Origin of the sequence: Collinsella sp. AK_207A, from assembly GCF_902501965.1 — a bacterium.
Lineage (GTDB): Bacteria > Actinomycetota > Coriobacteriia > Coriobacteriales > Coriobacteriaceae > Collinsella.
Genome location: NZ_CABWID010000001.1, coordinates 48,642 through 70,315, shown reverse-complemented (window position 1 = coordinate 70,315; position 21,674 = coordinate 48,642). Strand labels below are relative to the sequence as shown.

Here is a 21,674-nt window from a genome sequence, read left to right as displayed (position 1 = left end):
GTACCTTTTGGGCTAGAATCATTATTTAAAGCGAGGGCGGTGGAACGCCATGTGCTCCTCGCTGCAGCGTCGGGACGTATCGTCCCGTGCGCAGTTCTGCAGGCAAAGCGCAAAGCGCAGGCCGAAGCCGTTTGAGCGCGGGACGATACGCCCCGGTGCTCAGGTGCGCTTCGGTTCGTTAAGTTTCTGGAGCGACCATGTTCAACAGCCTTTCCGATCGCCTGAACGACACCTTTGAGCGCCTGCGCGGCAAGGGCAAGCTCACCGAGGCGGACATCACCTCGGCCATGCGCGACATCCGCATGGCGCTGCTCGAAGCCGACGTCAACTTCAAGGTGGTCAAGGACTTCGTGGCCGCCACCAAGGAGCGCTGCCTCGAGGCCGATGTCTTGGAGTCCCTCACGCCCGCGCAGAACGTCGTCAAGATCGTACTGGACGAGCTGACCGAGCTGCTGGGCTCCACGGAGAGCAAGCTCGTCCTCTCCAACCGCATTCCCAACGTCATCATGCTCGTGGGCCTGCAGGGCTCCGGTAAGACCACCGCTGCCGCCAAGCTCGCCTACCTGCTGAAGAAGCAGGGCAAGAGCCCGTTGCTCGCCGCGTGCGACGTCTACCGCCCCGCCGCCGCCGACCAGCTCGCCACCCTCGGCGGCGAGATCGGCGTGCCGGTGTTCCGCGGGGACGGCCAGCATCCCGTGCTGATCGCCCAGGACGCCGTGCGCGAGGCCGTGGACACCATGCGCGACGTGGTGATCGTCGACACCGCCGGCCGTCTGCAGATCGACGAGCAGATGATGCAGGAGGCCGTGGACATCAAGCGCGCTGTCAAGCCCGATCAGGTGCTGATGGTCGTGGACGCCATGACCGGCCAGGACATCGTCAACGTGGTGCAGACCTTCGCCGAGCGCACGGACTTCGACGGCGTGATCGTCTCCAAGCTCGACGGCGACGCCCGCGGAGGCGGCGCCCTCTCCGTGCGCGCCGTCACCGGCAAGCCCATCAAGTTCGCCTCCGTGGGCGAGAAGCCGGATGCGCTGGAGCCCTTCGTTCCCGAGCGCATGGCCAAGCGCATCCTCGGCATGGGCGACGTGGTCGGCATCATCGAAAAGGCCCAGGAGCTGGCCGATGCCGAGCAGATCGAGGCCGCCGAGCGCATGCTTCGCGACGGCTTCACCATGAACGACCTGCTCACGCAGATGGACCAGATCAAGAAGATGGGCGGCATGAAGAAGATTCTAGGCATGCTGCCGGGCGGCCAGCAGGCGCTTCGCCAGATGGGCGGGGACATGGATGAGTCCGCACTCGACCGCAACCGCGCCATGATCATGTCCATGACGGCCGAGGAGCGCATGCGCCCGAGCATCATCAACGGCCAGCGCCGCGCGCGCATCGCCCGCGGCTGCGGCCTCACCCCGGCCGATGTGAACGGCCTCATGAAGCAGTGGGGCGAGATGAACAAGATGATGGGCAAGATGCGCTCCATGACCAACCAGATGGCCGGGGGCAAGGGTAAGAAGGGCAAGAAGGGGAAGAAGGGCAAGGGCGGTCGCGTCCGCATGCCCGGTATGGGCGGCATGGACATGAACCAGCTCATGCGCGGCATGGGCGGTTCCGCTGCCGCAAATCCCTTTGGGGGCGGCGGCTCCGATATGGACCTGCTGCGCCAGATGGAGCAGCAGATGAAGAATAAGCGATAGGAGAGCGGTTCGCGAGAGTACCGATAATCACGGCGCCGTGTGCGGGAACGTGACTATCGGTATGCTCGGCGTAGTTTTCCACCGGAGTCGAGGCAGATTGAGACGATTCTCTGTGGTGGATGCCGGTTGCGTCTGTTTTTAGACCTTCTGCCGACCGCTGATGCCTCGAATATACCCCTGAGCTGTGCTGTCAGTTTTCGACTAGATTGCGCGGACTAGTATTTGCGCCGGGCATTTGCTCCAATCGATGTGTGCGTTCGATTGGAGCCCTCATGTCCCTTGCCGTCTCCCATATGCTCGATGAGCTCTTTCTTGAGGCTGAGCGTTCGGGCATGCTCCTCGCCCCCTCGGACCGGGCGACGCGCATGGCGCTTTCGAGGCGGATGCGACGCGGGGATGTCGTTCGTCCTTTCCGGAACATGTATGCGCCTGCCTCGATGTGGGATGCCCTGCCTTGGCAGGAACGCACGAGCCGTATTATCCACACCTATGCGGCGCTCTATCCTTCGTGCGTGTTCTGCTCGTACACCGCTGCCTTTATTCTGGGCCTGCAGGTTCCCAAGTACCGTGTGACGGGAGGTTTGCACATCTTGTCGGGCAAGGGGGTGGCGGGACACGGTGTCGTGCATCATGCGATACCGCATTGTCCCGTTGAGTACCGGGGGCAGCTTGCCGTCACTTCCCGCGAGCGGACAGCGTACGACTGCATGGCTCGCGCTGGGTTCCGTCGCGGTCTTGCCGTCGCTGATTCCCTGCTGAGACTAACGGGTCGGGATCGCGGGGACGTCCTTGATTGTCTTGAGCGCAGTTACGCCGGCTTTCGCGGTATCAGCCGCGTGCGGCAGTCGATGGCACATGCGGATGCCAGGAGTGAAAACGGCGGGGAGTCTTATGCACGCGCCGTTATGATCGAATATGGGGTTCAGCTGCCCGATTTACAGGTTGAGATTCCTCGACCCGACGACCCTCATCGGCCCTTCCGACTCGACTACTACTGGGAGCTTGCGAACGGCAAAAAGATCGGTGGAGAGCTCGATGGTCTTGATAAAACGGAAGATGAGTCGATGAGGGGAGGGCGTTCGCGCGCCGAGGTCCTCTTCGAGGAGCGAACGCGGGGCTCCCTTATCACGGCAATGGGCATCCAAGTCGTCCGCTTTACGTTCAAGATGGCTCAGCAGACCTATCCGTTGCTTGAGCGCCTGGATTTGTATGGGATTCCGCGCCGAGGTCGGTAGCCGCCCTCTTGCACATGGCAGACGGGGGACCAGTTGGCGTCCCGAAGTACCAACAGGAACGTTTCTACTTGTAGGGCCGTGACTATCGGTATGCTCGCGAAAAGAGCTCTTGGGCGAGCATACCGATAGGCACGCTGTACCAAGTATGTTCGTGCCTATCGGTATTGTGGGCTTCATCCTGTGGTTTATGATGCCGTCTCGGGGATGCGCTCGAGGCGCTCAGGGCGTTCCGTGCGTGCTCTATAATGGGCGGACCGACGTCGAGAGGACCCGCATGAGCAAAGCCGACGAACTCTTCGTATCCATGTGCCGCGATATCCTAGACCACGGCACCACCACCGAGGGCGAGAAGGTTCGCCCGCACTGGGAGGACGGCACGCCTGCCTACACCATCAAGGGCTTCGGCGTCACCAACCGCTACGACCTGCGCGAGGAGTTCCCCGCGCTCACGCTGCGGCGCACGGCTCTGAAGTCCGCTATGGACGAGGTGCTCTGGATCTACCAGAAGAAGTCGAACAACATCCACGACCTCAACTCGCACATCTGGGATGAGTGGGCCGATGAGACCGGCTCCATCGGCAAGGCCTACGGCTACCAGATCGCCCAGAAGTCGCATTACAAGGAGGGCGACTTCGACCAGATGGACCGCGTGCTTTACGACCTCGCCCACACGCCCTTCTCCCGGCGCATCATCACCAACATGTACACCATCGCGGACCTTTCCGAGATGAACCTCTATCCCTGCGCCTACAGCTGCACCTACAACGTCACGCACCGCGCGGGCGACGAGAAGCCCACGCTCAACATGGTGCTCATGCAGCGCAGCCAGGACATCCTCGCCGCCAACAACTGGAACGTCTGCCAGTATGCGATCCTGCTCATGATGGTGGCGCAGGTGAGCGGTATGGTGGCCGGCGAGTTGCTCCACGTGATCGTGGACGCGCATATCTACGACCGCCACGTGCCCATCATCAAGGAGCTCATTGCGCGCCCGCAGTTCCCGGCGCCCAGGGTGAGCCTGAATCCCGATGTCACAAACTTCTACGACTTCACCACGGATGACCTCATCGTGGAGAACTACGAGCACGGACCGCAGGTGAGGAACATCCCCATCGCGGTGTAGGGGGAAGCGCTGCCCACGCCCCCCCTGGCGGGGGCGGGCACCAAGATAAGGAGGACAGGTTGACGGAACTCAAGGCGATTGTGGCCGTGTGCGACGACTGGGGCATCGGTCTCAGCGGCGACATGGTGGTGGTCAATCGTGCGGACATGCGGCACTTCGTGCGCTGCACCACCGGGGCGCCGGTCATCATGGGGCGTCGCACGCTCGAGAGCTTTCCCGGCGGGCGCCCGCTCAAGAACCGGCGAAACATCGTGCTCACGCGCGATGTCGCCTTCCAGCGTGAGGGCGTTGAGGTCGTCCACTCCGTGGACGAGGCGCTTGCGGCTGTGGAGGGCGAGCCAGCGGCATGGGTTATCGGCGGCGGCGAGGTCTATCGCCAGCTGCTACCGCGCTGCATCGAGGTCGTCGTCACCAAGAACCATGTGACGCACCCGGTGGACACGTTCTTCCCGAATCTGGACGAAGACCCGGCCTGGGAGCTTGCGAGCGAGACCGTTCCCGAGACCGTGCTGCCCGGCGAAGGCGACGCGGGCGTATCATATTCATTTGCCACGTATCGCCGCGTGTCCTGAACGGAGCGCGACGCCTCCTGAAGAAAGGCTCTCATGAAGACCGTCATCTTGTATCGCTCCAAGCACCACGGCAACACCAAGAAGCTCGTGGATGCCATCGTCGCCGCGCATCCCGAGGTGGACACCATCGACGTCGCCACGCTCGGCAAGAACGAGTACCCCGACCTCTCCTCCTACCATTGCATCGGCTTTGCCTCGGGCATCTACTACGGTAAGTTCGACGCCGACCTGCGCCGCGTGGCCGACCACGTCCTCCAAGCCGGGGACAAGGTCTTCCTGATGATCACCTACGGCGGCGCGAGCAAGGACTACGGCAAGGACATGGCCGCGATCGCCCAGCTCAAGATGGCCTCCATCGTGGCCACGCACGGCTGCGTCGGATTCGACACCTGGGGTCCCTTCAAGCTCGTCGGCGGCATGGGGAAGGGACATCCCACCGCGGAAGAGGTGCAGGGCGCCGTCGATTTCTACGACACGTTCGAGCGCGATTATGGCGAGATTCTCGTGAATGAGTACGAGAAGCGCGCGAAGCGCCTGGCATGGGAGGCGGCGCATCCGCGCGGCGGTCTGCTCGACGACATCAAGCGCACGGCGAAGAAGATCGCCGGTAAGCGCTAGGGCGGATCCATGGAGGAGAAGTCTCAGGCGGCGGCATCCGGGTTCCAGGTCATCTCCGTCGACGCCTTGGATGACCCTCGGCTCGATGCCTACGCCCGCCTGACCGAGCACGAGCTCAGGAGCGTGGTCGAGCCGGAGCGCGGGATCTTCATCGCGGAGAGCGCCAAGGTGATCGAGCGGGCGCTCACGGCGGGTATGGTCCCCGTGAGCTTTCTGCTCGGCGAGCGCTGGCTGCCGCAGCTGATGCCGCTTCTGGAGCGCGCTGTCCCCGCGGGTTCCGATGGACCGGTTCCTGTCTTCGTGGCGCCCATGGAGCTCATGGAGCGCCTGACCGGCTTCAACGTCACCCGCGGCGCGCTCGCCGCCTTCAAGCGTCCGCCGCTCGTACCCGCCGACACGTTTCTCGCAGGGTTGAGCGCGGCGGCGGGGGAGCGCCCGGTGCGCATCTGCGTGCTCGAGGGCATCGTGGACCACACCAACGTCGGCGCGATCTTCCGCTCCGCCGCGGCGCTCGGCGTGGACGGCGTGCTCGTGAGCCCCACCTGCTGCGACCCGCTCTACCGGCGCGCGGTGCGCGTGAGCATGGGGACGGTCTTCCAGGTGCCCTGGACCCGTATCGGCTCTACCGCGCATGCCTGGCCGCGCGAGGGGCTGGAGGCGCTGCATTGCGCGGGGTTCACCTGCGCCGCCATGGCGCTCACGGACGATTCGGTCTCGCTTGCCGACCCCGCGCTCGCCGAGCATGGTCGCCTCGCGATCTTCATGGGCACCGAGGGCGACGGCCTTTCCGCGCATACCGTGCGCGGATGCGATGTGACCGTGCGCATCCCCATGGCACGCGGGGTCGATTCGCTGAACGTTGCCGCCGCGAGCGCGGTGGCGTTCTGGCAGCTGTGCCCGCACGGGAGCAACGACTACCGCTACCAGCCCGGTCTGTATTCGTAGCCCGTCGGCGAGCGCCACCGTTCGCGCGGGCGCGGCATTCGTCCGCTCGTCGAGACGGAAGAGTTCGCAGAATCGAAAAGGGCCCGCGGGCCCTCCGCGCGCCTAGGCGCGGCGTGCCGCTTGGGCACGGGAGGGTACGCGGGGCCCGAAGGCGACGTGCCGTCGATGGTCAGCGTGTACACGGAGTTGCCGTGCATGACCTTGGGCCTATCGGAGTCGGAGAGATCCTTCGTCTTCTTCTCGACCTCGTCGACCGTCTTCGTGAGCTCCTTGTTGTACTTGTCAGCGATCTTGGGGGCGTTGCCACCAAAGATGGTGTCGGAGAGCTCGATGGACTTCTTCATCTCGTCGAAGGTGGCGAACAGGCAGTTCACGACGGGGATGCCGACCTCGGCGGCCTTGTCGCGCAGGGTGTCTTTGGAGTCGAAGATGACCTGCGGCTTCAAAGCGGCGAGCTCCTCGAAGTTGAAGTCGGTGCCGTCCTGCCGCGAGGTCGAGGCTTCGGTCGGCTCCGCGTGCCATGTGTCCCCTTTATACTCGAGTGAGAATAAAACCGGACGTGTACTATACGAACGCCTGCGACCAAATCAACAAGTGACCGGTAGCAAGTTCATTCGTCATCATCTCTTATCATCATCTCTTAACAACTGACCTAAATTAAGTTGCATAAGCCATGGTGGCGAGGATGTGCGGAGTCGATCGAGGGCGGGCGGGGCGGCATGTGACGTAATTCTCGGCCTCCCGACTATGCGCCGGCCATTTGGGTACTAAAAGAACCATTGCAAGCCCCTTCAGATGGAGTAGCCCCATGGACATGGATGACCAGAAACGCCGAAGGAACATGCTCGTCTACGTGCTGATCGCCTTCGTGATCTACGTGGTCCTGAACGCGCTCGTGTTCCCCAACTACAAGGGCGCCACGAGCGAGCAGACGGTGAGCTACGACACGCTGTGGACGGCGCTCGAGAAGAAGAAGGTCGATAAGATCGACTACGAGGTGGGTTCGTCCGACGCGACGATCACCTACACCTTGAAGGACGACGCCGACACGCTCTACAAAACCACGCCGCTTCCGAGCGATACGGGCTTGGCTGAGCTCATCCGCACGTCCGGCGCCACGATCGACGTCTCGATTGCCGATACGAGCACGAGCCTCTGGCTCTACTACCTGGTGAGTTCCATCCTGCCGATCGCGATCTTCGTGCTCTTCGGCTGGTGGCTGAACCGCCGCATGAAGAAGGCCATGGGCGACGACGGTCCCTCCATGAACTTCGGCTCCGGCGGTTTCGGCATGGGCGGCGGCCTCGGCAAGTCCGGTGCGCGCATCATCGCCAGCAAGGACGTGGGCGTCACCTTCAAGGACGTCGCCGGCCAGGAGGAGGCCAAGGAGTCGCTCAAGGAGGTCGTGGACTTCCTGGAGAACCCCAAGCGCTACGAGGACATCGGAGCCAAGCTGCCGCGCGGCGCCCTGCTCGTGGGCCCTCCAGGCACGGGCAAGACCCTCATGGCCAAGGCCGTCGCCGGCGAGGCGGGTGTGCCGTTCTTCAGCATCTCGGGTTCCGAGTTCGTCGAGATGTTCGTGGGTCGCGGCGCCGCCAAGGTGCGCGACCTCTTCAAGCAGGCCAACGAGAAGGCTCCCTGCATCGTCTTCATCGACGAGATCGATACCATCGGCAAGCGCCGTGACGGCGGCGGCTTCTCCGGCAACGACGAGCGCGAGCAGACGCTGAACCAGCTGCTCACCGAGATGGACGGATTCGACAACCACAAGGGCATCGTGGTGCTCGCCGCCACCAACCGTCCGGACACGCTGGATCCCGCCCTCACGCGCCCCGGCCGCTTCGACCGTCGTATTCCCGTGGAACTTCCCGACCTGCGCGGGCGCCAGGCGATCCTCGAGCTGCATGCGCGCGACGTCAAGACGCGCCCGCCGCTGAACCTCTCCGCCATCGCCAAGGCCACGCCCGGCGCCTCGGGCGCCGACCTCGCGAACATCATCAACGAGGGCGCCCTTCGCGCCGTGCGCCATGGACGCGACCGCGCCACGCAGGATGACTTCGAGGAGAGCGTGGAGACCGTCATCGCCGGTCAGCAGCGTAAGTCCACCGTGCTCTCCGACCACGAGAAGCAGGTGGTTGCCTACCACGAGATCGGTCATGCGCTCGTGGCGGCGAGTCAGACGCATACCGCGCCGGTGACCAAGATCACCATCGTGCCGCGCACCTCGGGTGCCTTGGGCTACACCATGCAGGTCGAGCAGGACGAGAAGTTCCTGACCACGCGCCAGGAAGCCCTCAACAAGCTTGCGGTGTACTGCGGTGGACGCTGTGCCGAGGAGCTCATCTTCGACGAGATGACCACCGGCGCCGCCAACGACATCGAGCAGGCCACCAAGCTCGCGCGCAACATGATCACGCGCTTCGGCATGTCCGACGACTTCGGCATGATGGCGCTCGGTACCGTGCAGAACGCCTACCTCAACCAGGACACGTCGCTCACCTGCGCACCCGGTACCGCCGAGAAGGTCGATGAAGACGTGCGCCAGATGATGGTCGAGGCGCACGACCGTGCGATGCAGATCCTGCGCGAGAACAAGTTCAAGCTGCACGAGCTCGCGCACTACCTGTACAAGAAGGAGACCATCACGGGCGAGGAGTTCATGACGCTGCTCAAGCGCGAGAACCCGCTCATGCCCGGACAGGAGGCGGGCGACGACGCTTCCGCCGGAAGCATGCCGACCGCTTAGCGTCCCTGCATGCACGTGCCCCGTCCCCGCATCGGGTGGCGGGGCACGTCTGTTCAGCCCCTCTGAAAGCGAGGTTTCATGGAGAAGAGCGGTACCTCGCGGTTCGCCATCCTCATCGACGCGGACAACGTGTCCGAGAAGTACATCAAGATTATCCTGGACGAGGTGTCCAACTTCGGCGTCGCCACGTACAAGCGCATCTACGGCGACTGGACGAGCACGCGGATGACGAGCTGGAAGAGCTGCCTCCTCGACAACTCGATCACCCCGATCCAGCAATACAGCTACACCTACGGTAAGAACGCCACGGACTCCGCGATGATCATCGACGCGATGGACATCCTCTACTCCGGAAACGTGGACGGCTTCGCCATCGTGAGCAGCGACTCCGATTTCACGCGCCTGGTGGCCCGTCTGCGCGAGAGCGGCATGCAGGTGATCGGCATGGGCGAGCAGAAGACCCCCAAGCCCTTCATCTCGGCATGCAACCAGTTCAAGTACCTCGACCTGCTCTATTCCGAGAACAAGAAGGCGGCCGACGCCGCAGCGGCCGAGGAGAGCCGGCAGCAGGCGCGCGGCAACCGCATAGGCGCGGCCGACCAGGCAGAGGACGCCGGGGACGAGGAGGCTCCCTTCGGCGAGATGAGCCGCGCCGACCGCCGCCGCAACCTGCGCGCGATCCGCACGGCCATCACGGGGATCATCGAGGCGTACGGTGACGAGGACGGCTGGATCACGCTCGGACAGCTGGGCGACCAGCTGGGTCGCCGCCTGCCCGACTTCGACGTCCGCAACTACGGGTTCAAGCGACTGCGTCCCTTCCTGAAGGGGCTGGGGGTCTACGAGTTCTACGATCCCGAGGGCGCCTACGGCCTGCAGCAGATCTACATCCGCGAACGCGATGAGAATGACTAGCCAGCCGGTCCGGTCACGCGCCTTCGGTCGGGGAGGTTACGTGCCATGCGAATCTGCGTGAGCGCGTGCCTGCTGGGCGAGCGCTGCAAGTACAACGGCGGCGACAACGGGATTGTCGGCCTCGCGCATCTGCTTCTCGGTCACGAGGTCGTGACTGTCTGCCCCGAGGTGCTGGGCGGTCTTCCCACGCCGCGTTCTCCCGCGGAGCTTCGCGCGGGGCGTGTGCTCAATACGGCGGGGGAGGACGTCACCGCGCCGTTCGATCTGGGGGTGCGGCGTGCGCTGGAGCGGGCCCGGACCTGCGACCTTGCGCTGCTCCAACCGAGAAGCCCTAGCTGCGGGGTCAACCGGATCTATGACGGCACCTTCTCGGGCACGCTCATCCTGGGAAGTGGGCTCTTCGCCCGCGCGCTCGCACGTGAGGGAATCCCCGCCTTCGATTGTGACGCTTTGACAGATGCAGAATGGGCACTCGCCTGTGTGCTATCATCCCGGACTACAGGCGTTGAAGGGGACGAGTAGACGGTTCCCGCGCGTATGAGAGAGCGAACCCTGGGCTGGAAGGTTCGTACGCGCGACCGATCGAATATCACCCCGGAGCCGCGGCCCGAACGGGTGCGAGGCAAGCTCATGTGAGCAGGTTGTCTCCCCCTCAGTAGGCGTCGCCGGGTTGGTCGCCGTCATAGGCCAGCCGAGTAACCGGGCAAAGCGCAGCCGCGCGGAGCCTCGAGCTGGGTGGTCAAGCGAAGAGCTTTTCTGAGGCGCTTCGTCCCAGCTTGGTGGGACGGGCGCTTTTTTCATGCGTCCACGGAGAGAAGGGGCATGTCTCATGGCCAACGAGTACAAGCAGACCATGATCCTGCCGAAGACCGGGTTCCCCATGCGCGCCAGCCTGGCGCAGCGTGAGCCCGCCCGTCTGAAGGACTGGCAGGAGAACAAGGTCTACGAGCAGGTTCTCAAGAAGAACGAAGGGCACGACAAGTTCGTGCTGCACGACGGCCCTCCGTACGCGAACGGCCCCATCCACCTGGGCCACGCGCTCAACAAGATCTCCAAGGACATGATCAACCGCTACTGGATGATGCAGGGCCGCGAGGTTCCCTACGTTCCCGGTTGGGACTGCCACGGCCAGCCCATCGAGCACAAGGTCGAGGAGGCCGTGGGCACCGAGAAGTTCAACCAGATGGGCACGCCCGCGATCCGCGAGATGTGCAACAAGTTCGCCGTCGAGAACATCGAACTCCAGAAGGTCGGCTTCCGCCGCCTGGGCATCCTCGGTGACTGGGACCATCCCTACCTCACGCTCTACCACCAGCATGACGCCGCCGACGTCGAGGTCTTCAAGAAGATGTTCGATCGCGGCATGGTGTACCGCGGCCACAAGCCCGTGCACTGGTGCAAGCACTGCCACACCGCCCTGGCCGAGGCCGAGATCGAGTACGGCGACGAGACTTCGCCGTCCATCTACGTGCGCTTCGAGCTGGTAGAGGGCGAGCGCCCGGCGGGCCTCGAGGACTACGCGGGCCCCGTGGACTTCATCATCTGGACCACCACGCCCTGGACGATCCCGTCCGACCAGGCAGTGTCCCTGAAGCCCGAGGCCACCTACGTTGCCGTTGAGCACGAGGGCCGCGCCGAGATCATGCTGAAGGACCTAGCAGAGAAGGTCTGCGAGGTCGCCGGCTGGGAGTACACCCCGGTCATGGTGGACGGCAAGCCCTACGAGGCGCCTGCGGAGGTCTTCGACCACCTGCACTACCACCAGCCCGTCTTCGACGAGCCCTACGGTGTGGCGCTGCTGGCCGACTACGTGGGCACCGATGAAGGTACCGGTATCGTCCACAACTCGCCCGGCCACGGTGTCGACGACTACTACGTCTGCATGAAGGAGGGCATGGACATCTGCATGCCCGTTGACGACGACGGTCGCTTCTACAAGGGCGAGGGCTTCGGCACCGGCGGTCCGTTCTCCGGCATGGATACCGATGAGGCCAACCCCAAGATCATCGACTTCCTGCGCGAGCGGGGCACGCTCGTGGCCGAGGTCAAGATCACGCACAGCTACCCGCACTGCTGGCGCTGCAAGCAGCCGGTGCTCTTCCGCGCCACCGACCAGTGGTTCGTCTCCATGGACAAGACCGGTCTTCGCAAGGAGGCCGTGGACCAGGTGCGCAACCACGTGAAGTTCTACCCGGCCCGCTCGGTGAACCGCATCGGCGCCATGGTTGAGCAGCGCCCGGACTGGTGCATCTCCCGTCAGCGCAACTGGGGCGTGCCCATCCCGAGCTATACCTGCCAGGACTGCGGCGAGAAGGTCATGAACGACGACACGCTCGACGCCGTGATCAAGCTCTTCCACAAGGAGGGTTCCGACGCCTGGTTCACCCGCAAGCCCGAGGAGTACCTGGGGGAGGCCTGCGTGTGCCCCAGGTGCGGCGGTCATAACCTCAAGGCCGATCGAGACATCCTCGACGTGTGGTGGGACTCCGGCGTGTCCTGGAAGGCCGTCTGCGAGTACCGTCCCGAGCTCACCTATCCGGCCGACATGTACCTCGAGGGTTCCGACCAGCACCGCGGTTGGTTCCAGAGCTCGCTGCTCACCTCCGTGGGCGCGAACGACATCGCCCCGTACAAGGCCGTGGTCTCCCAGGGCTTCACGCTCGACGGCCAGGGCCGTAAGATGTCCAAGTCGCTCGGTAACGTGATCGATCCCAACAAGATCTGCGACGAGATGGGCGCCGACATCATCCGCCTGTGGGTCGCCTCGGTGGATTCCTCGGTGGACGTCGCCTGCGACCACGAGATCCTGGCCCGTACGTCCGACGCCTACCGCCGCTTCCGCAACACCCTGCGCTTCCTGTTGTCCGTCCTCGATGAGGACTACGACCGCGAGCGCGACGGCGTGGCGTTCGACGACTTGTTGCCGCTCGACCGTCTCATGCTCGCCCGCTTGACGCAGGTGCAGGCCGAGGTGGACGATGCCTATTCCGTCTACGAGTTCTCCCGCGCCTACCGCGCGCTCTACGACTTCGTGGTGACCGAGCTCTCCAATGTCTACCTCGACGCGCTGAAGGACCGTCTGTACTGCGAGAAGCCGGATGCGCACGAGCGTCGCAGCGCCCAGACCGTCGTGGCAGAGCTGCTCTCGATGCTGCTGCGCGACCTGCAGCCGATGCTCGCCTACACAACGGACGAGGTCATGGCATTCGCCCCGGCGAGCCTGGTCGACGACCAGAAGTACGCGGCGCTGCTCGATTGGTACCAAGCCCCGATGAGCCTTGAGGCCGCCGAGAGCTTCCGCGGCGTCATGGATGCTGCGCTCGAGCTCCGCTCCGCGGTGAAGAAGGCGCTGGAGGAGTCCGAGTTCACCAAGAGCCAGGCCGCTCGCGTGGTCGCCACGGTGCCTGCCGAGATGTACGCGCAGCTCACCGGCGACAAGGCGGTGGACCTCGCCGAGTTCTACATCGTCTCCGAGGTGGAGCTTGCGGAGGGCGACGAGCTCTCCATGACGGTGGAGCCGGCGCACGGCGAGAAGTGCGAGCGCTGCTGGAACTACCGCACCGGAGTCATCGGCGGCCTCTGCCCGCGTTGCCGCGAGGCGCTCGGCCGCTAGAAAGGTGACAAAGCGGTCCGGTCGTTTTGCCATCGGACGGACCGCTTTGCGTGGTGACAAAGCGGCCCGACCGCTTCGTCACAGGGGATGCCGGCGGTGAAGACTTCCTGAAGATTTCTTTGCCGCCGGCATTTCCCGTTATACCTACCAGATTAGTAGTATATATCTCTCACGTAGGGAATCCCTGATCGCTGTCGGGGGATCACCGCGACGCCGCGCCTTTGCCGTGGCATCGGACATTTGAAGCTAGAAAGGGGTTTGCCATGGCCATCTACAACGAGCGCGGCTGTGTCTCGCGTCGCGCCTTCATCTCGGGTGCCCTCTCGGTGGGCGCCCTGTCCGCCCTCGCCCTCTCCGGGTGCGGTGGGAGCAAGCAGGTTGCCTCCGGCTCCGCGTCCGACGCGAACGCGAAGCTCGACTCCAAGCAGGAGCTCAACCTCGATTACACCGACCTGCAGACGCTCGACGTGAACGACATCCGCAACTCCAACGAGTTCCTCGTGCTCTCCCAGGTGCAGGAGGGGCTCTTCCGCACCTTCACCAAGGACGGCAAAGACGACGTGCAGAACGCCGGGTGCGAGAGCTACGACGTCTCGGACGACAAGCTCACCTACACCTTCCATCTGCGCAAGAACAGCTGGTCCGACGGCCAGCCGGTCGTGGCCCAGGACTACGTCGACTCGCTGCTGCGCCTCGTGAACCCCGACAACGGCTTCTCGTACTCCTACATGGCCGCCGACATCGTCGGCGCCCAGGACTACATGGACGGCAAGGGCTCGGCCGACGCCGTCGCCGTCAAGGCCGTGGATGACTACACGCTCGAGTACAAGATCGTCGCGCCCATCCCGTTCTTCACCGCGAAGCTCGCCAATGTGTGCTTCTTCCCGGTGCGCAAGGACCTCGTCGACAAGTACGGCAAGGACATGGCCAACGACTACACCAAGCAGGTGTACAACGGCCCGTTCGTGATCTCGGACCGCGTGCTCGACAACTCGCTCACCCTCAAGCCGAACGACAAGTACTGGGACGCCAAGAACGTCAAGCTCACCAAGGTGACCTACACGGTCGTCGCCGAGGAGGCCACGAAGTCGCAGCTTCTCTCCTCCAAGCAGCTCGACGCGGTGAAGGCGACCACTGAGTACACCACGAAGTGGCAGAAGGAGGCCGACGCGGGCAAGCTCGTGGGCGTGGAGCGTCCCGACGTGCTCGTCGACTACCTGTCCTTCAACATGCACACGGGTGGCCCCTCCGGTCTCATGAATAACGAGAAGGTGCGCCTGGCGCTCTCCCTCGCCATCGACCGCGACGACTTCAACAAGGCGATTTTCAGCGGCCTCTACAAGCCGGCGTACGGCCTCGTGCCCGACGGCATCAAGTCGGGCGACAAGGTCTTCCGCGACGTGACCGACGAGCCGCTCAAGGCCGTCGAGAAGAAGTACAAGGACAAGAAGGCCGTCGTCGCGCTCTTCAAGGAGGGCCTGAAGGAGGTCACGGGCTCCGATGACCCCAAGGCCGTGACCTTCACCATCCTCGGCCAGGTGACCAGCACCCAGGACAAGAACCGGCTCGAGTGGTTCCAACAGGAGTTCGAGAACGTCCTTGGTGTGAAGGTGAATATCAACTCGCAGTCCGAGAGCGCCTCATTCGTCTCCGAGCGCAACGCGAACAACTACGACTTCTACGTCATGGGCTGGATGGGCGACTTCTCCGACCCCGTCACCTTCATGGACTGCTGGTTCACCACCTCGGGTTACGCCAAGTTCATGGGCGGCTACTCCAACGCCGACTTCGACAAGGATTACGACTCGCTCCAGACCATGTCCGATGAGGATGAGCGCCTGCAGACCTATCAGCGCATGGAGAAGAACCTCGTCGCCGACCACGCCGGCATGGCGCCGCTCGTGTACGGTGTGAAGTACGTCTTCAACCAGACCTACGTGAAGGACCTGTCGCTGCCGCAGTTCGGCACCGACTTCGAGGTGAGCCGCACCTTCATCTCGGGCAAGTAGCACCGAGGAAAATCTGCGGTTTCGCACAGGCCCGGTCCTTCCGCCTGGGAGGGCCGGGCTCTGTACGACAATGGCAGGGTTCGCTGTTTTCGGCTCCCGCCCCGCGCGCGGGGCCGTGACGTGCCCATATCCTGCATTGTAGGGACGCATGCGGCCGGTTGCGCGCTGCCGCCGGCTGCCCGGAGAGGGGGATGTCTTGATCACATACGCCATCAAGCGCTTCATCATGATGCTCGCCACGCTGTTCGTGGTCGCGTCGATGACGTTCTTCCTGCTCGCCGCCGTGCCCGGCGACGCGCTCACCGAGCGCACGGCGCGCTTGCCCGAGGACGTCGCCGCGCGCATCTATGAGCGCTACGGCCTCGACAAGCCGGTCTTCGAGCGCTATCTCATCACCATGAACGGGATCCTGCACGGCGACTTCGGCGAGTCGATCGTCCATCAGGGGCAGACCATCCCCAAGGTCCTCGCTGAAAAGGGCCCGGTCTCGGCTCAGCTGGGGATCCAGCAGGTCATCGTCGGCGTGGGGGTGGGACTCATTCTGGGCGTGATCGCGCAGCTCAGACACGGCACCTGGATCGACTACCTCACCATCACGGTCTCGATCTTGCTGGTGAGCGTGCCGACCATGGTTTTCGCCCTGCTCATACAGCAAGTCTTCGCGGGCAACCTCGGGCTGTTCCCCGTCATCGGGTGGGACGCGGGCGACCTTTCGTACAGCGTGCTGCCCACGCTCGCGGGCTCGTTCGCCTACATCGCGAGCTACGCGCGCCTGGCCAAGGCGTCGCTGGCGGACGTGACCGGGCAGGACTACGTGCTCGCCGCCGAGGCGCGCGGGCTCTCGTCGCGCCAGGTGGTCGTGCGCCACATGCTGCGCAACGCCGCCATCCCGGTGGTCACGCAGCTGCCCATGACCGTCGCCATGTGCCTCACGGGGTCGTTCTTCATCGAGTCGATCTTCTCGATCCCCGGCGTGGGGCAGTACTACGTCCAGGCCGTGAGCGACCGCGACGTCACCATGGTCATGGGCTTCACGGTCATCATCGCGGCCCTCTACATCGTGACGATCTTCGTCACCGACATCCTGTACCACATCGTCGACCCGCGCATCCGGCTTGCCACCGGCAGCGCGTCGGAATAGGGGGGTGCGTGCCATGAGATCGTTTGGCAAGAAGGCCGCCGCCGCTGCGTCGCGCGCTGCGCAAGCCGTGGTCAACCCGACGCCCCAGGTCATCCCCGCTGAGATGTTCCGTGTGGTGGGCTTCGAGTCCGGGTCGTCCACCGAGGGGCTGCGCCCCGTCGTCTCGTACTGGAGCGACGCGTGGCGGCGCTTCCGGAAGAACCCCGTCGCCATGGCTTCCCTCGTCGTGCTCGGCTTCTTCGCCGTCATGGTCGTCATCGGCCCGAACATCCGCGGGCTCGACTACATGAGCAAGAACACCGCCTACATCAACGCCGAGCCCGACGCGCAGTTCTGGTTCGGCGCCGACGCGCTCGGCCGCGACCTGTTCAGCCGCATCTGGGTGGGAGCGCGCGTGTCGCTCATCGTCGCCATCGCCTGCTCGGCCATCCAGATGATCGTGGGGTCGCTGTACGGTGGAGTCATGGCGTACTTCGGCGGCGTTGTCGACGAGGTCATGATGCGCATCATCGAGGTCGTCAACTCCATCCCGGGCCTGCTCGTGATGCTGCTCGTGATGATGGTGCTCGGCAACTCCATGTGGGCGCTGCTCGTGGCCATGTGCATCACGAGCTGGGTCGGCACGGCGCGCGAGATGCGCGGCATCATTAAGCAGCTGCGCGAGACGGACTACGTGGCCGCGGCGCGCTGCCTGGGAATGCGGCCGCTCAAGATCATCGTCCGCCACCTCATCCCCAATACGCTCTCGATCCTGCTGCTCGACCTGTTCATGAGCATCCCGAGCTACATCTTCTCCGAGGCGTCGCTGTCCTTCTTGGGCCTCGGGCTCAAGACACCGGCGATCTCGCTCGGAACCCTCATTTCCGACGCGCAGGCGGTGATGGAGCTCTATCCCTTCGAGCTCTTCTACCCGTCGCTCGTCCTGTGCCTGATCGTGCTCGCCTTCAACCTGTTCGGCGACGGCCTGCGCGACGCGCTCGACCCGCGGATGAGGAGGTAGGGCATGGCAGATATCGCAAACGCGTCCGAGCGGGCGGCAGCGGGGCATCGGCAGCCGGCGGTCGACGCGACCCGGGCGTCCGCGCAGCAGCGTTGGGCGGCGGCCCCGGATCGGGCTTCCGCGCAGCCGCTCCTTGAGGTCGAGGACCTGCGCGTCGACTTTTCCACCTACGCCGGTGTGGTCCACGCCGTGCGCGGGGCGTCCTTCTCGCTCGCGGCCGGCGGGTCGCTCGCCATCGTGGGTGAGTCGGGCTGCGGCAAGTCCGTCACGGCCAAGGCCGTCATGGGTCTCGTGAAGGAGCCCGGCCAGATCGAGGCGGGGAGCCGCATCCTCTTCGACGGCGAGGACACTTCCGGCTTCGATGCCAAGCGTTGGCAGCGCTACCACGGCTCCGATGCCGCCATCGTGTTCCAGGAGGCGCTCTCCGCGCTCGACCCGACCATGCGCGTGGGCAAGCAGATCGCGGAGCCCATCTGGGTGCATGAGAAGGTCTCGAAGAAGGAGGCGCTCGCCCGCGCCATCGAGCTCCTGCGCGAGGTCGGGATTCCCGAGCCCGAGAAGCGCGCCCGCCAGTTCCCGCACGAGCTCTCGGGCGGCATGCGCCAGCGCGCGATGATCGCTTCGGCGATCGCGTGCGAGCCGCGGCTACTCGTATGCGACGAGCCGACCACGGCGCTCGATGTTTCGATCCAGGACCAGATTCTCGAGATGATCCGCCGCATCCGCGACGAGCGCGGCACCGCCGTCATCATGATCACGCACGACATGGGCGTCGTCGCCGACATCGCTCAGGACATCGCCGTGATGTACGCGGGGCTCGTGGTCGAGCGCGGGCGTACCGCCGACGTGTTCGAGCGGCCGCGCCATCCCTACACCGCGGCCCTGCTGGCCGCCATGCCCGAGATGGGCAGCGCGTCGGGCGGCCGGCTGCGCTCGATTCCCGGCGCGCCGCCCGACCTCATTAACCCGCCGAAGGGCTGCCCGTTCGCGGCGCGGTGCGCGCACGCGATGCCGGTGTGCGCGGCCTACCGCCCGGCGTGGACCGACTTCGGCGACGGGCACGAGGCGGCGTGCTGGCTGCACGACCCCCGCGCGCCCCAGGAGGCCGCGACCATACAGGAAGGCGAGGTGCATGGCGATGGCGACAACGCGTGAGGGAGCCGGGCCCGTGGGCGCGGAGCCGCTGCTCGTTGCGGAGGACATCCGCAAGCACTACGACGTCGGTGCCCACCAGGTGCTCAAGGCCGTCGACGGCGTGTCGTTCGAGATCTACCGTGGCGAGAGCGTGGGCCTGGCCGGCGAGTCGGGCTGCGGCAAGTCGACCTGCGCCCGCTGCGTCCTGGGGCTCACCCAGCTCACCGACGGCGTCGTGCGGTTCAAGGGGGAGGACATCGCGGGCTTGCGTGGCGCGGACCTCATGGCGTTTCGCAAGGATGCGCAGATGGTCTTCCAGGACCCGTACGCGAGCCTCGACCCACGCATGACGGTCGCCGACATCGTCGCCGAGGGCATCGACGTGCACGGGCTGGCGAAGGGCCGCGCCGAGCGCACGGAGCTCATCTACCGCTACCTGCGCATGGTGGGCCTCACCGAGGAGCAGGCAGGGCGCTTCCCCCACGAGTTCTCGGGCGGGCAGCGCCAGCGCGTGGGGATCGCGCGCGCCATGGCGGTCGACCCGAGCCTGCTGGTGCTCGACGAGCCCATCAGCGCGCTCGACGTCTCCATCCAGGCCCAGATCGTGAACCTGCTCGAGGACCTGCGCGACGAGCGCGAGCTCTCGATGCTGTTCATCTCTCACGACCTGTCGATGCTGCGCTATATCTCGGACCGCGTCATCGTCATGTACCTGGGCGTCGTCGTCGAGAGCGCCGCGACCGAGGAGCTCTACGAGCACGCGGCGCACCCCTACACCCAGGCGCTGCTCGCGAGCGTTCCCATCCCCGACCCGGCTGCCGAGCGCGCCCGCGTCGCGGGCGGGACCAAGCTCACGGGCGAGGTTGCGAGCCCCATCGACCTGCCGCGCGGATGCCGCTTCGCGGGTCGCTGCCCGCGCGCCACGGAGCGCTGCCGCACGGAGGAGCCCGCTCTGCGCGAAATCGCGCCCGGCCACCTTGCCGCCTGCCACCTCGTCTCCTAACATGTGCACCGGGGACGGGGGAGTCTGCACCTCGATGTGCGATGGAGACGGGGAAGTCTGCACCTCTGTGCCCGGCGTGCAGTGGGGATGGGGTCGATTGCACATCCCGCGCCCCTGTTCGATCGATTCGGAAGGATTTCGATGACCGAGACTCAGCGGCACGACGCGCGCCGCCCGCCGCTCGCATGGCGCCTTGCCTGCGCGAGCGGACTGGCGGCCGCGTTTTTCGTGCTCGACCGCATTACCAAGGCGATCGTCCGCGCGACCATCATGGTCGACGGACCCGTGCCGTTCATCCCCGGCGTGCTGCGGCTGCAGTTCGTCGCCAACACCGGGGCCGCGTTCTCGCTCGGCGAGGGGCATGGGCTCGTGTTCGTGGCCTTTGCGGTGCTCGTGGTAGCTGCTTCGATCGTGTATCTCTGGCGCGCCCCGTCGACGGCGAAGCTCGAGGTCGTGGGTCTCGGCATGGTCTGCGGCGGTGCGATCGGTAACGCGATCGACCGTCTTGCCTACGGGTTCGTGGTCGACTTCTTCGCAACGGAGTTCATCGACTTCCCGGTGTTCAACGTCGCCGATATCGGCATCACGGTCGGTGTCGTCCTCGCCTTTCTGGGGTATCTGTTCTTCTCTCCGGCGGCTCGTGAGGTAGACGCCACGGCGGAGCTGAACGCGCGCGATGACGTGCGGGCCGCCCGCAAAGCGCGGAAACGCGGGGAGCGCTCCCGTCGGTGGCGCGAGAAGAACGACCGGTAGGTTCGTTCGCACTTCAGAGGGGACGGCTGTTCTCCGAAGGGATGGGAGGCGCTGATGGCCGATTTGCACATACTCGTTGACGCCGCCGATGAGGGAACGCGGCTCGACGCGTTCCTCGGCACCCAGGCCTCGGCTCCCAGCCGTTCCGCCTGCGCGCACCTCATCGAGGCGGGGAACGTCGCCGTTAACGGCGAGACCTGCTTCTCGAAGAAGTACGCGGTCCGTGCGGGAGATCGCGTGGCGCTCGACCTGCCCGAGCAGGACGAAGCCGCGGGCGAGGTTATCCCCCAGGCGATACCCCTCGATATCCGCTATGAGGACGATTATCTGATCGTTCTCTCCAAGCAGCGCGGGCTCGTGTGCCATCCCGCCCACGGGCATGATTCGGGCACGCTCGCCAACGCGCTCGTCTATCACTGCGGCATCGAGCATCTGGGAACCGTGCAAGGGGAGGACCGTCCCGGGATCGTGCATCGCCTTGACCGCGACACCTCGGGTCTCATGCTCGCTGCCAAGGATGACGACACCCAGCGCGACCTACAGAACCTTATTCGCACACGCACCCTCGACCGTCGCTACATCGCGCTCGTGCACGGCGGTATCGCACTCGATGCGGGCACCATCACGACGGGCATCGCGCGGAGTACGCGGGACCGCCAGAAGATGGCGGTTTCCGACGATCCGTTCGCACGGCAGGCGATCACCACCTTCCGTGTGCTCGAGCGCTTCGCGCCGGCACGCGGCGACGAGGGCTACGCGCTCGTTGAATGCCATCTCTACACCGGGCGCACGCACCAGATCCGCGTGCACATGCGGCATATCGCGCACCCGCTCGTGGGGGACCCGCTGTACGGCCGCGGCAAGCCCGGCGACCGCGCTAATCTCGGGCTCGACCGCCAGTTCCTGCACTCCTGGCACGTGGCGTTCGACCACCCCGTGACGGGCGAGCACCTCGAGCTGGCCGACACGCTTCCCTGGGACCTCGCCGCGGCGCTCGAAGAGCTGGAAGACCGGTCCGAGAGGCTTACCCCTGCCGGTGAGGAGATCGTTCCGCAGCTGTTCTAGCGAGGCGTGCCGCGTATACCGCGCAACCGGACGACTGAAACCACTTTTGCGTCTTACTCGTTCGATTGTGCGGTGTTTCAGTCCGAGGGGCTTTCACAGCGGCTT

General features: G+C 65.0%; 17 protein-coding genes and 1 pseudogene. 17 read left to right on the top strand and 1 reads right to left on the bottom strand.

The window, feature by feature from the left end:
* Positions 1-197 precede the first annotated feature (197 nt).
* The 6 genes from ffh (at position 198) to GDJ97_RS00295 (ending at position 6,190) form a co-directional block, all read left to right on the top strand.
* Positions 198-1,697, top strand: a complete 1,500-nt coding sequence (ffh, locus tag GDJ97_RS00320) for a signal recognition particle protein (RefSeq protein ID WP_152069248.1) — start codon at positions 198-200, stop codon at positions 1,695-1,697.
* Between the two features lie 293 nt (positions 1,698-1,990).
* Complete coding sequence (locus GDJ97_RS00315) at positions 1,991-2,932, top strand: hypothetical protein (RefSeq protein WP_152069247.1); 942 nt, start codon at positions 1,991-1,993, stop codon at positions 2,930-2,932.
* A gap of 274 nt (positions 2,933-3,206) precedes the next feature.
* Positions 3,207-4,055: a thymidylate synthase gene (gene thyA, locus GDJ97_RS00310; protein ID WP_152069246.1), complete on the top strand. Its 849-nt coding sequence runs from the start codon at positions 3,207-3,209 to the stop codon at positions 4,053-4,055.
* Between the two features lie 59 nt (positions 4,056-4,114).
* Positions 4,115-4,627: a dihydrofolate reductase gene (locus GDJ97_RS00305; protein ID WP_152069245.1), complete on the top strand. Its 513-nt coding sequence runs from the start codon at positions 4,115-4,117 to the stop codon at positions 4,625-4,627.
* Between the two features lie 33 nt (positions 4,628-4,660).
* Positions 4,661-5,245 (top strand): flavodoxin domain-containing protein, encoded by a 585-nt coding sequence (locus tag GDJ97_RS00300; protein ID WP_152069244.1) that lies wholly within the window; start codon positions 4,661-4,663, stop codon positions 5,243-5,245.
* Positions 5,246-5,254: 9 nt separating this feature from the next.
* Positions 5,255-6,190, top strand: a complete 936-nt coding sequence (locus GDJ97_RS00295) for an RNA methyltransferase (protein WP_152069243.1) — start codon at positions 5,255-5,257, stop codon at positions 6,188-6,190.
* Here GDJ97_RS00295 and GDJ97_RS00290 read toward each other — a convergent pair.
* Positions 6,166-6,678 (bottom strand): annotated as a pseudogene (locus GDJ97_RS00290) (hypothetical protein); the annotation flags it as partial. The gene GDJ97_RS00295 and the pseudogene GDJ97_RS00290 overlap by 25 nt on opposite strands.
* Positions 6,679-6,998: 320 nt before the next feature.
* On the opposite strand from GDJ97_RS00290, the gene ftsH reads away from it, so the two are divergent.
* The 11 genes from ftsH to GDJ97_RS00235 all read left to right on the top strand — a co-directional run bounded on the left by ftsH (position 6,999) and on the right by GDJ97_RS00235 (position 21,569).
* Positions 6,999-8,936 (top strand): ATP-dependent zinc metalloprotease FtsH, encoded by a 1,938-nt coding sequence (ftsH, locus tag GDJ97_RS00285; RefSeq protein WP_193221236.1) that lies wholly within the window; start codon positions 6,999-7,001, stop codon positions 8,934-8,936.
* Between the two features lie 78 nt (positions 8,937-9,014).
* Complete coding sequence (locus GDJ97_RS00280) at positions 9,015-9,851, top strand: NYN domain-containing protein (RefSeq protein WP_152069242.1); 837 nt, start codon at positions 9,015-9,017, stop codon at positions 9,849-9,851.
* Positions 9,852-9,896: 45 nt separating this feature from the next.
* Entirely contained in the window at positions 9,897-10,373 is a 477-nt protein-coding gene (locus tag GDJ97_RS00275; protein ID WP_152069241.1) for a DUF523 domain-containing protein, read from the top strand.
* A gap of 307 nt (positions 10,374-10,680) precedes the next feature.
* The gene (gene ileS, locus GDJ97_RS00270; protein WP_152069240.1) at positions 10,681-13,464 is read left to right on the top strand and encodes an isoleucine--tRNA ligase; all 2,784 of its coding nucleotides are present in this window, start codon (positions 10,681-10,683) and stop codon (positions 13,462-13,464) included.
* 263 nt (positions 13,465-13,727) lie between these two features.
* Positions 13,728-15,473 carry a peptide ABC transporter substrate-binding protein gene (locus GDJ97_RS00265; protein ID WP_152069239.1) on the top strand — a complete coding sequence of 582 codons (1,746 nt, stop codon included), beginning with the start codon at positions 13,728-13,730 and terminating at the stop codon, positions 15,471-15,473.
* Between the two features lie 196 nt (positions 15,474-15,669).
* A complete protein-coding gene (locus GDJ97_RS00260; protein ID WP_152069238.1) occupies positions 15,670-16,614 on the top strand; it encodes an ABC transporter permease in 945 nt (314 codons plus the stop codon).
* Between the two features lie 13 nt (positions 16,615-16,627).
* On the top strand, positions 16,628-17,614 hold the full coding sequence (locus GDJ97_RS00255; protein ID WP_226808623.1) for an ABC transporter permease: 987 nt from the start codon (positions 16,628-16,630) through the stop codon (positions 17,612-17,614).
* Positions 17,615-17,617: 3 nt separating this feature from the next.
* Positions 17,618-18,769, top strand: a complete 1,152-nt coding sequence (locus GDJ97_RS00250; RefSeq protein WP_152069237.1) for an ABC transporter ATP-binding protein — start codon at positions 17,618-17,620, stop codon at positions 18,767-18,769.
* Positions 18,770-18,782: 13 nt separating this feature from the next.
* Positions 18,783-19,751: an ABC transporter ATP-binding protein gene (locus GDJ97_RS00245; protein ID WP_373422650.1), complete on the top strand. Its 969-nt coding sequence runs from the start codon at positions 18,783-18,785 to the stop codon at positions 19,749-19,751.
* Positions 19,752-19,892: 141 nt separating this feature from the next.
* Positions 19,893-20,504: a signal peptidase II gene (gene lspA, locus GDJ97_RS00240; RefSeq protein WP_152069236.1), complete on the top strand. Its 612-nt coding sequence runs from the start codon at positions 19,893-19,895 to the stop codon at positions 20,502-20,504.
* A gap of 54 nt (positions 20,505-20,558) precedes the next feature.
* Positions 20,559-21,569 (top strand): RluA family pseudouridine synthase, encoded by a 1,011-nt coding sequence (locus GDJ97_RS00235; protein WP_373422648.1) that lies wholly within the window; start codon positions 20,559-20,561, stop codon positions 21,567-21,569.
* The last annotated feature ends 105 nt before the right edge of the window (positions 21,570-21,674 follow it).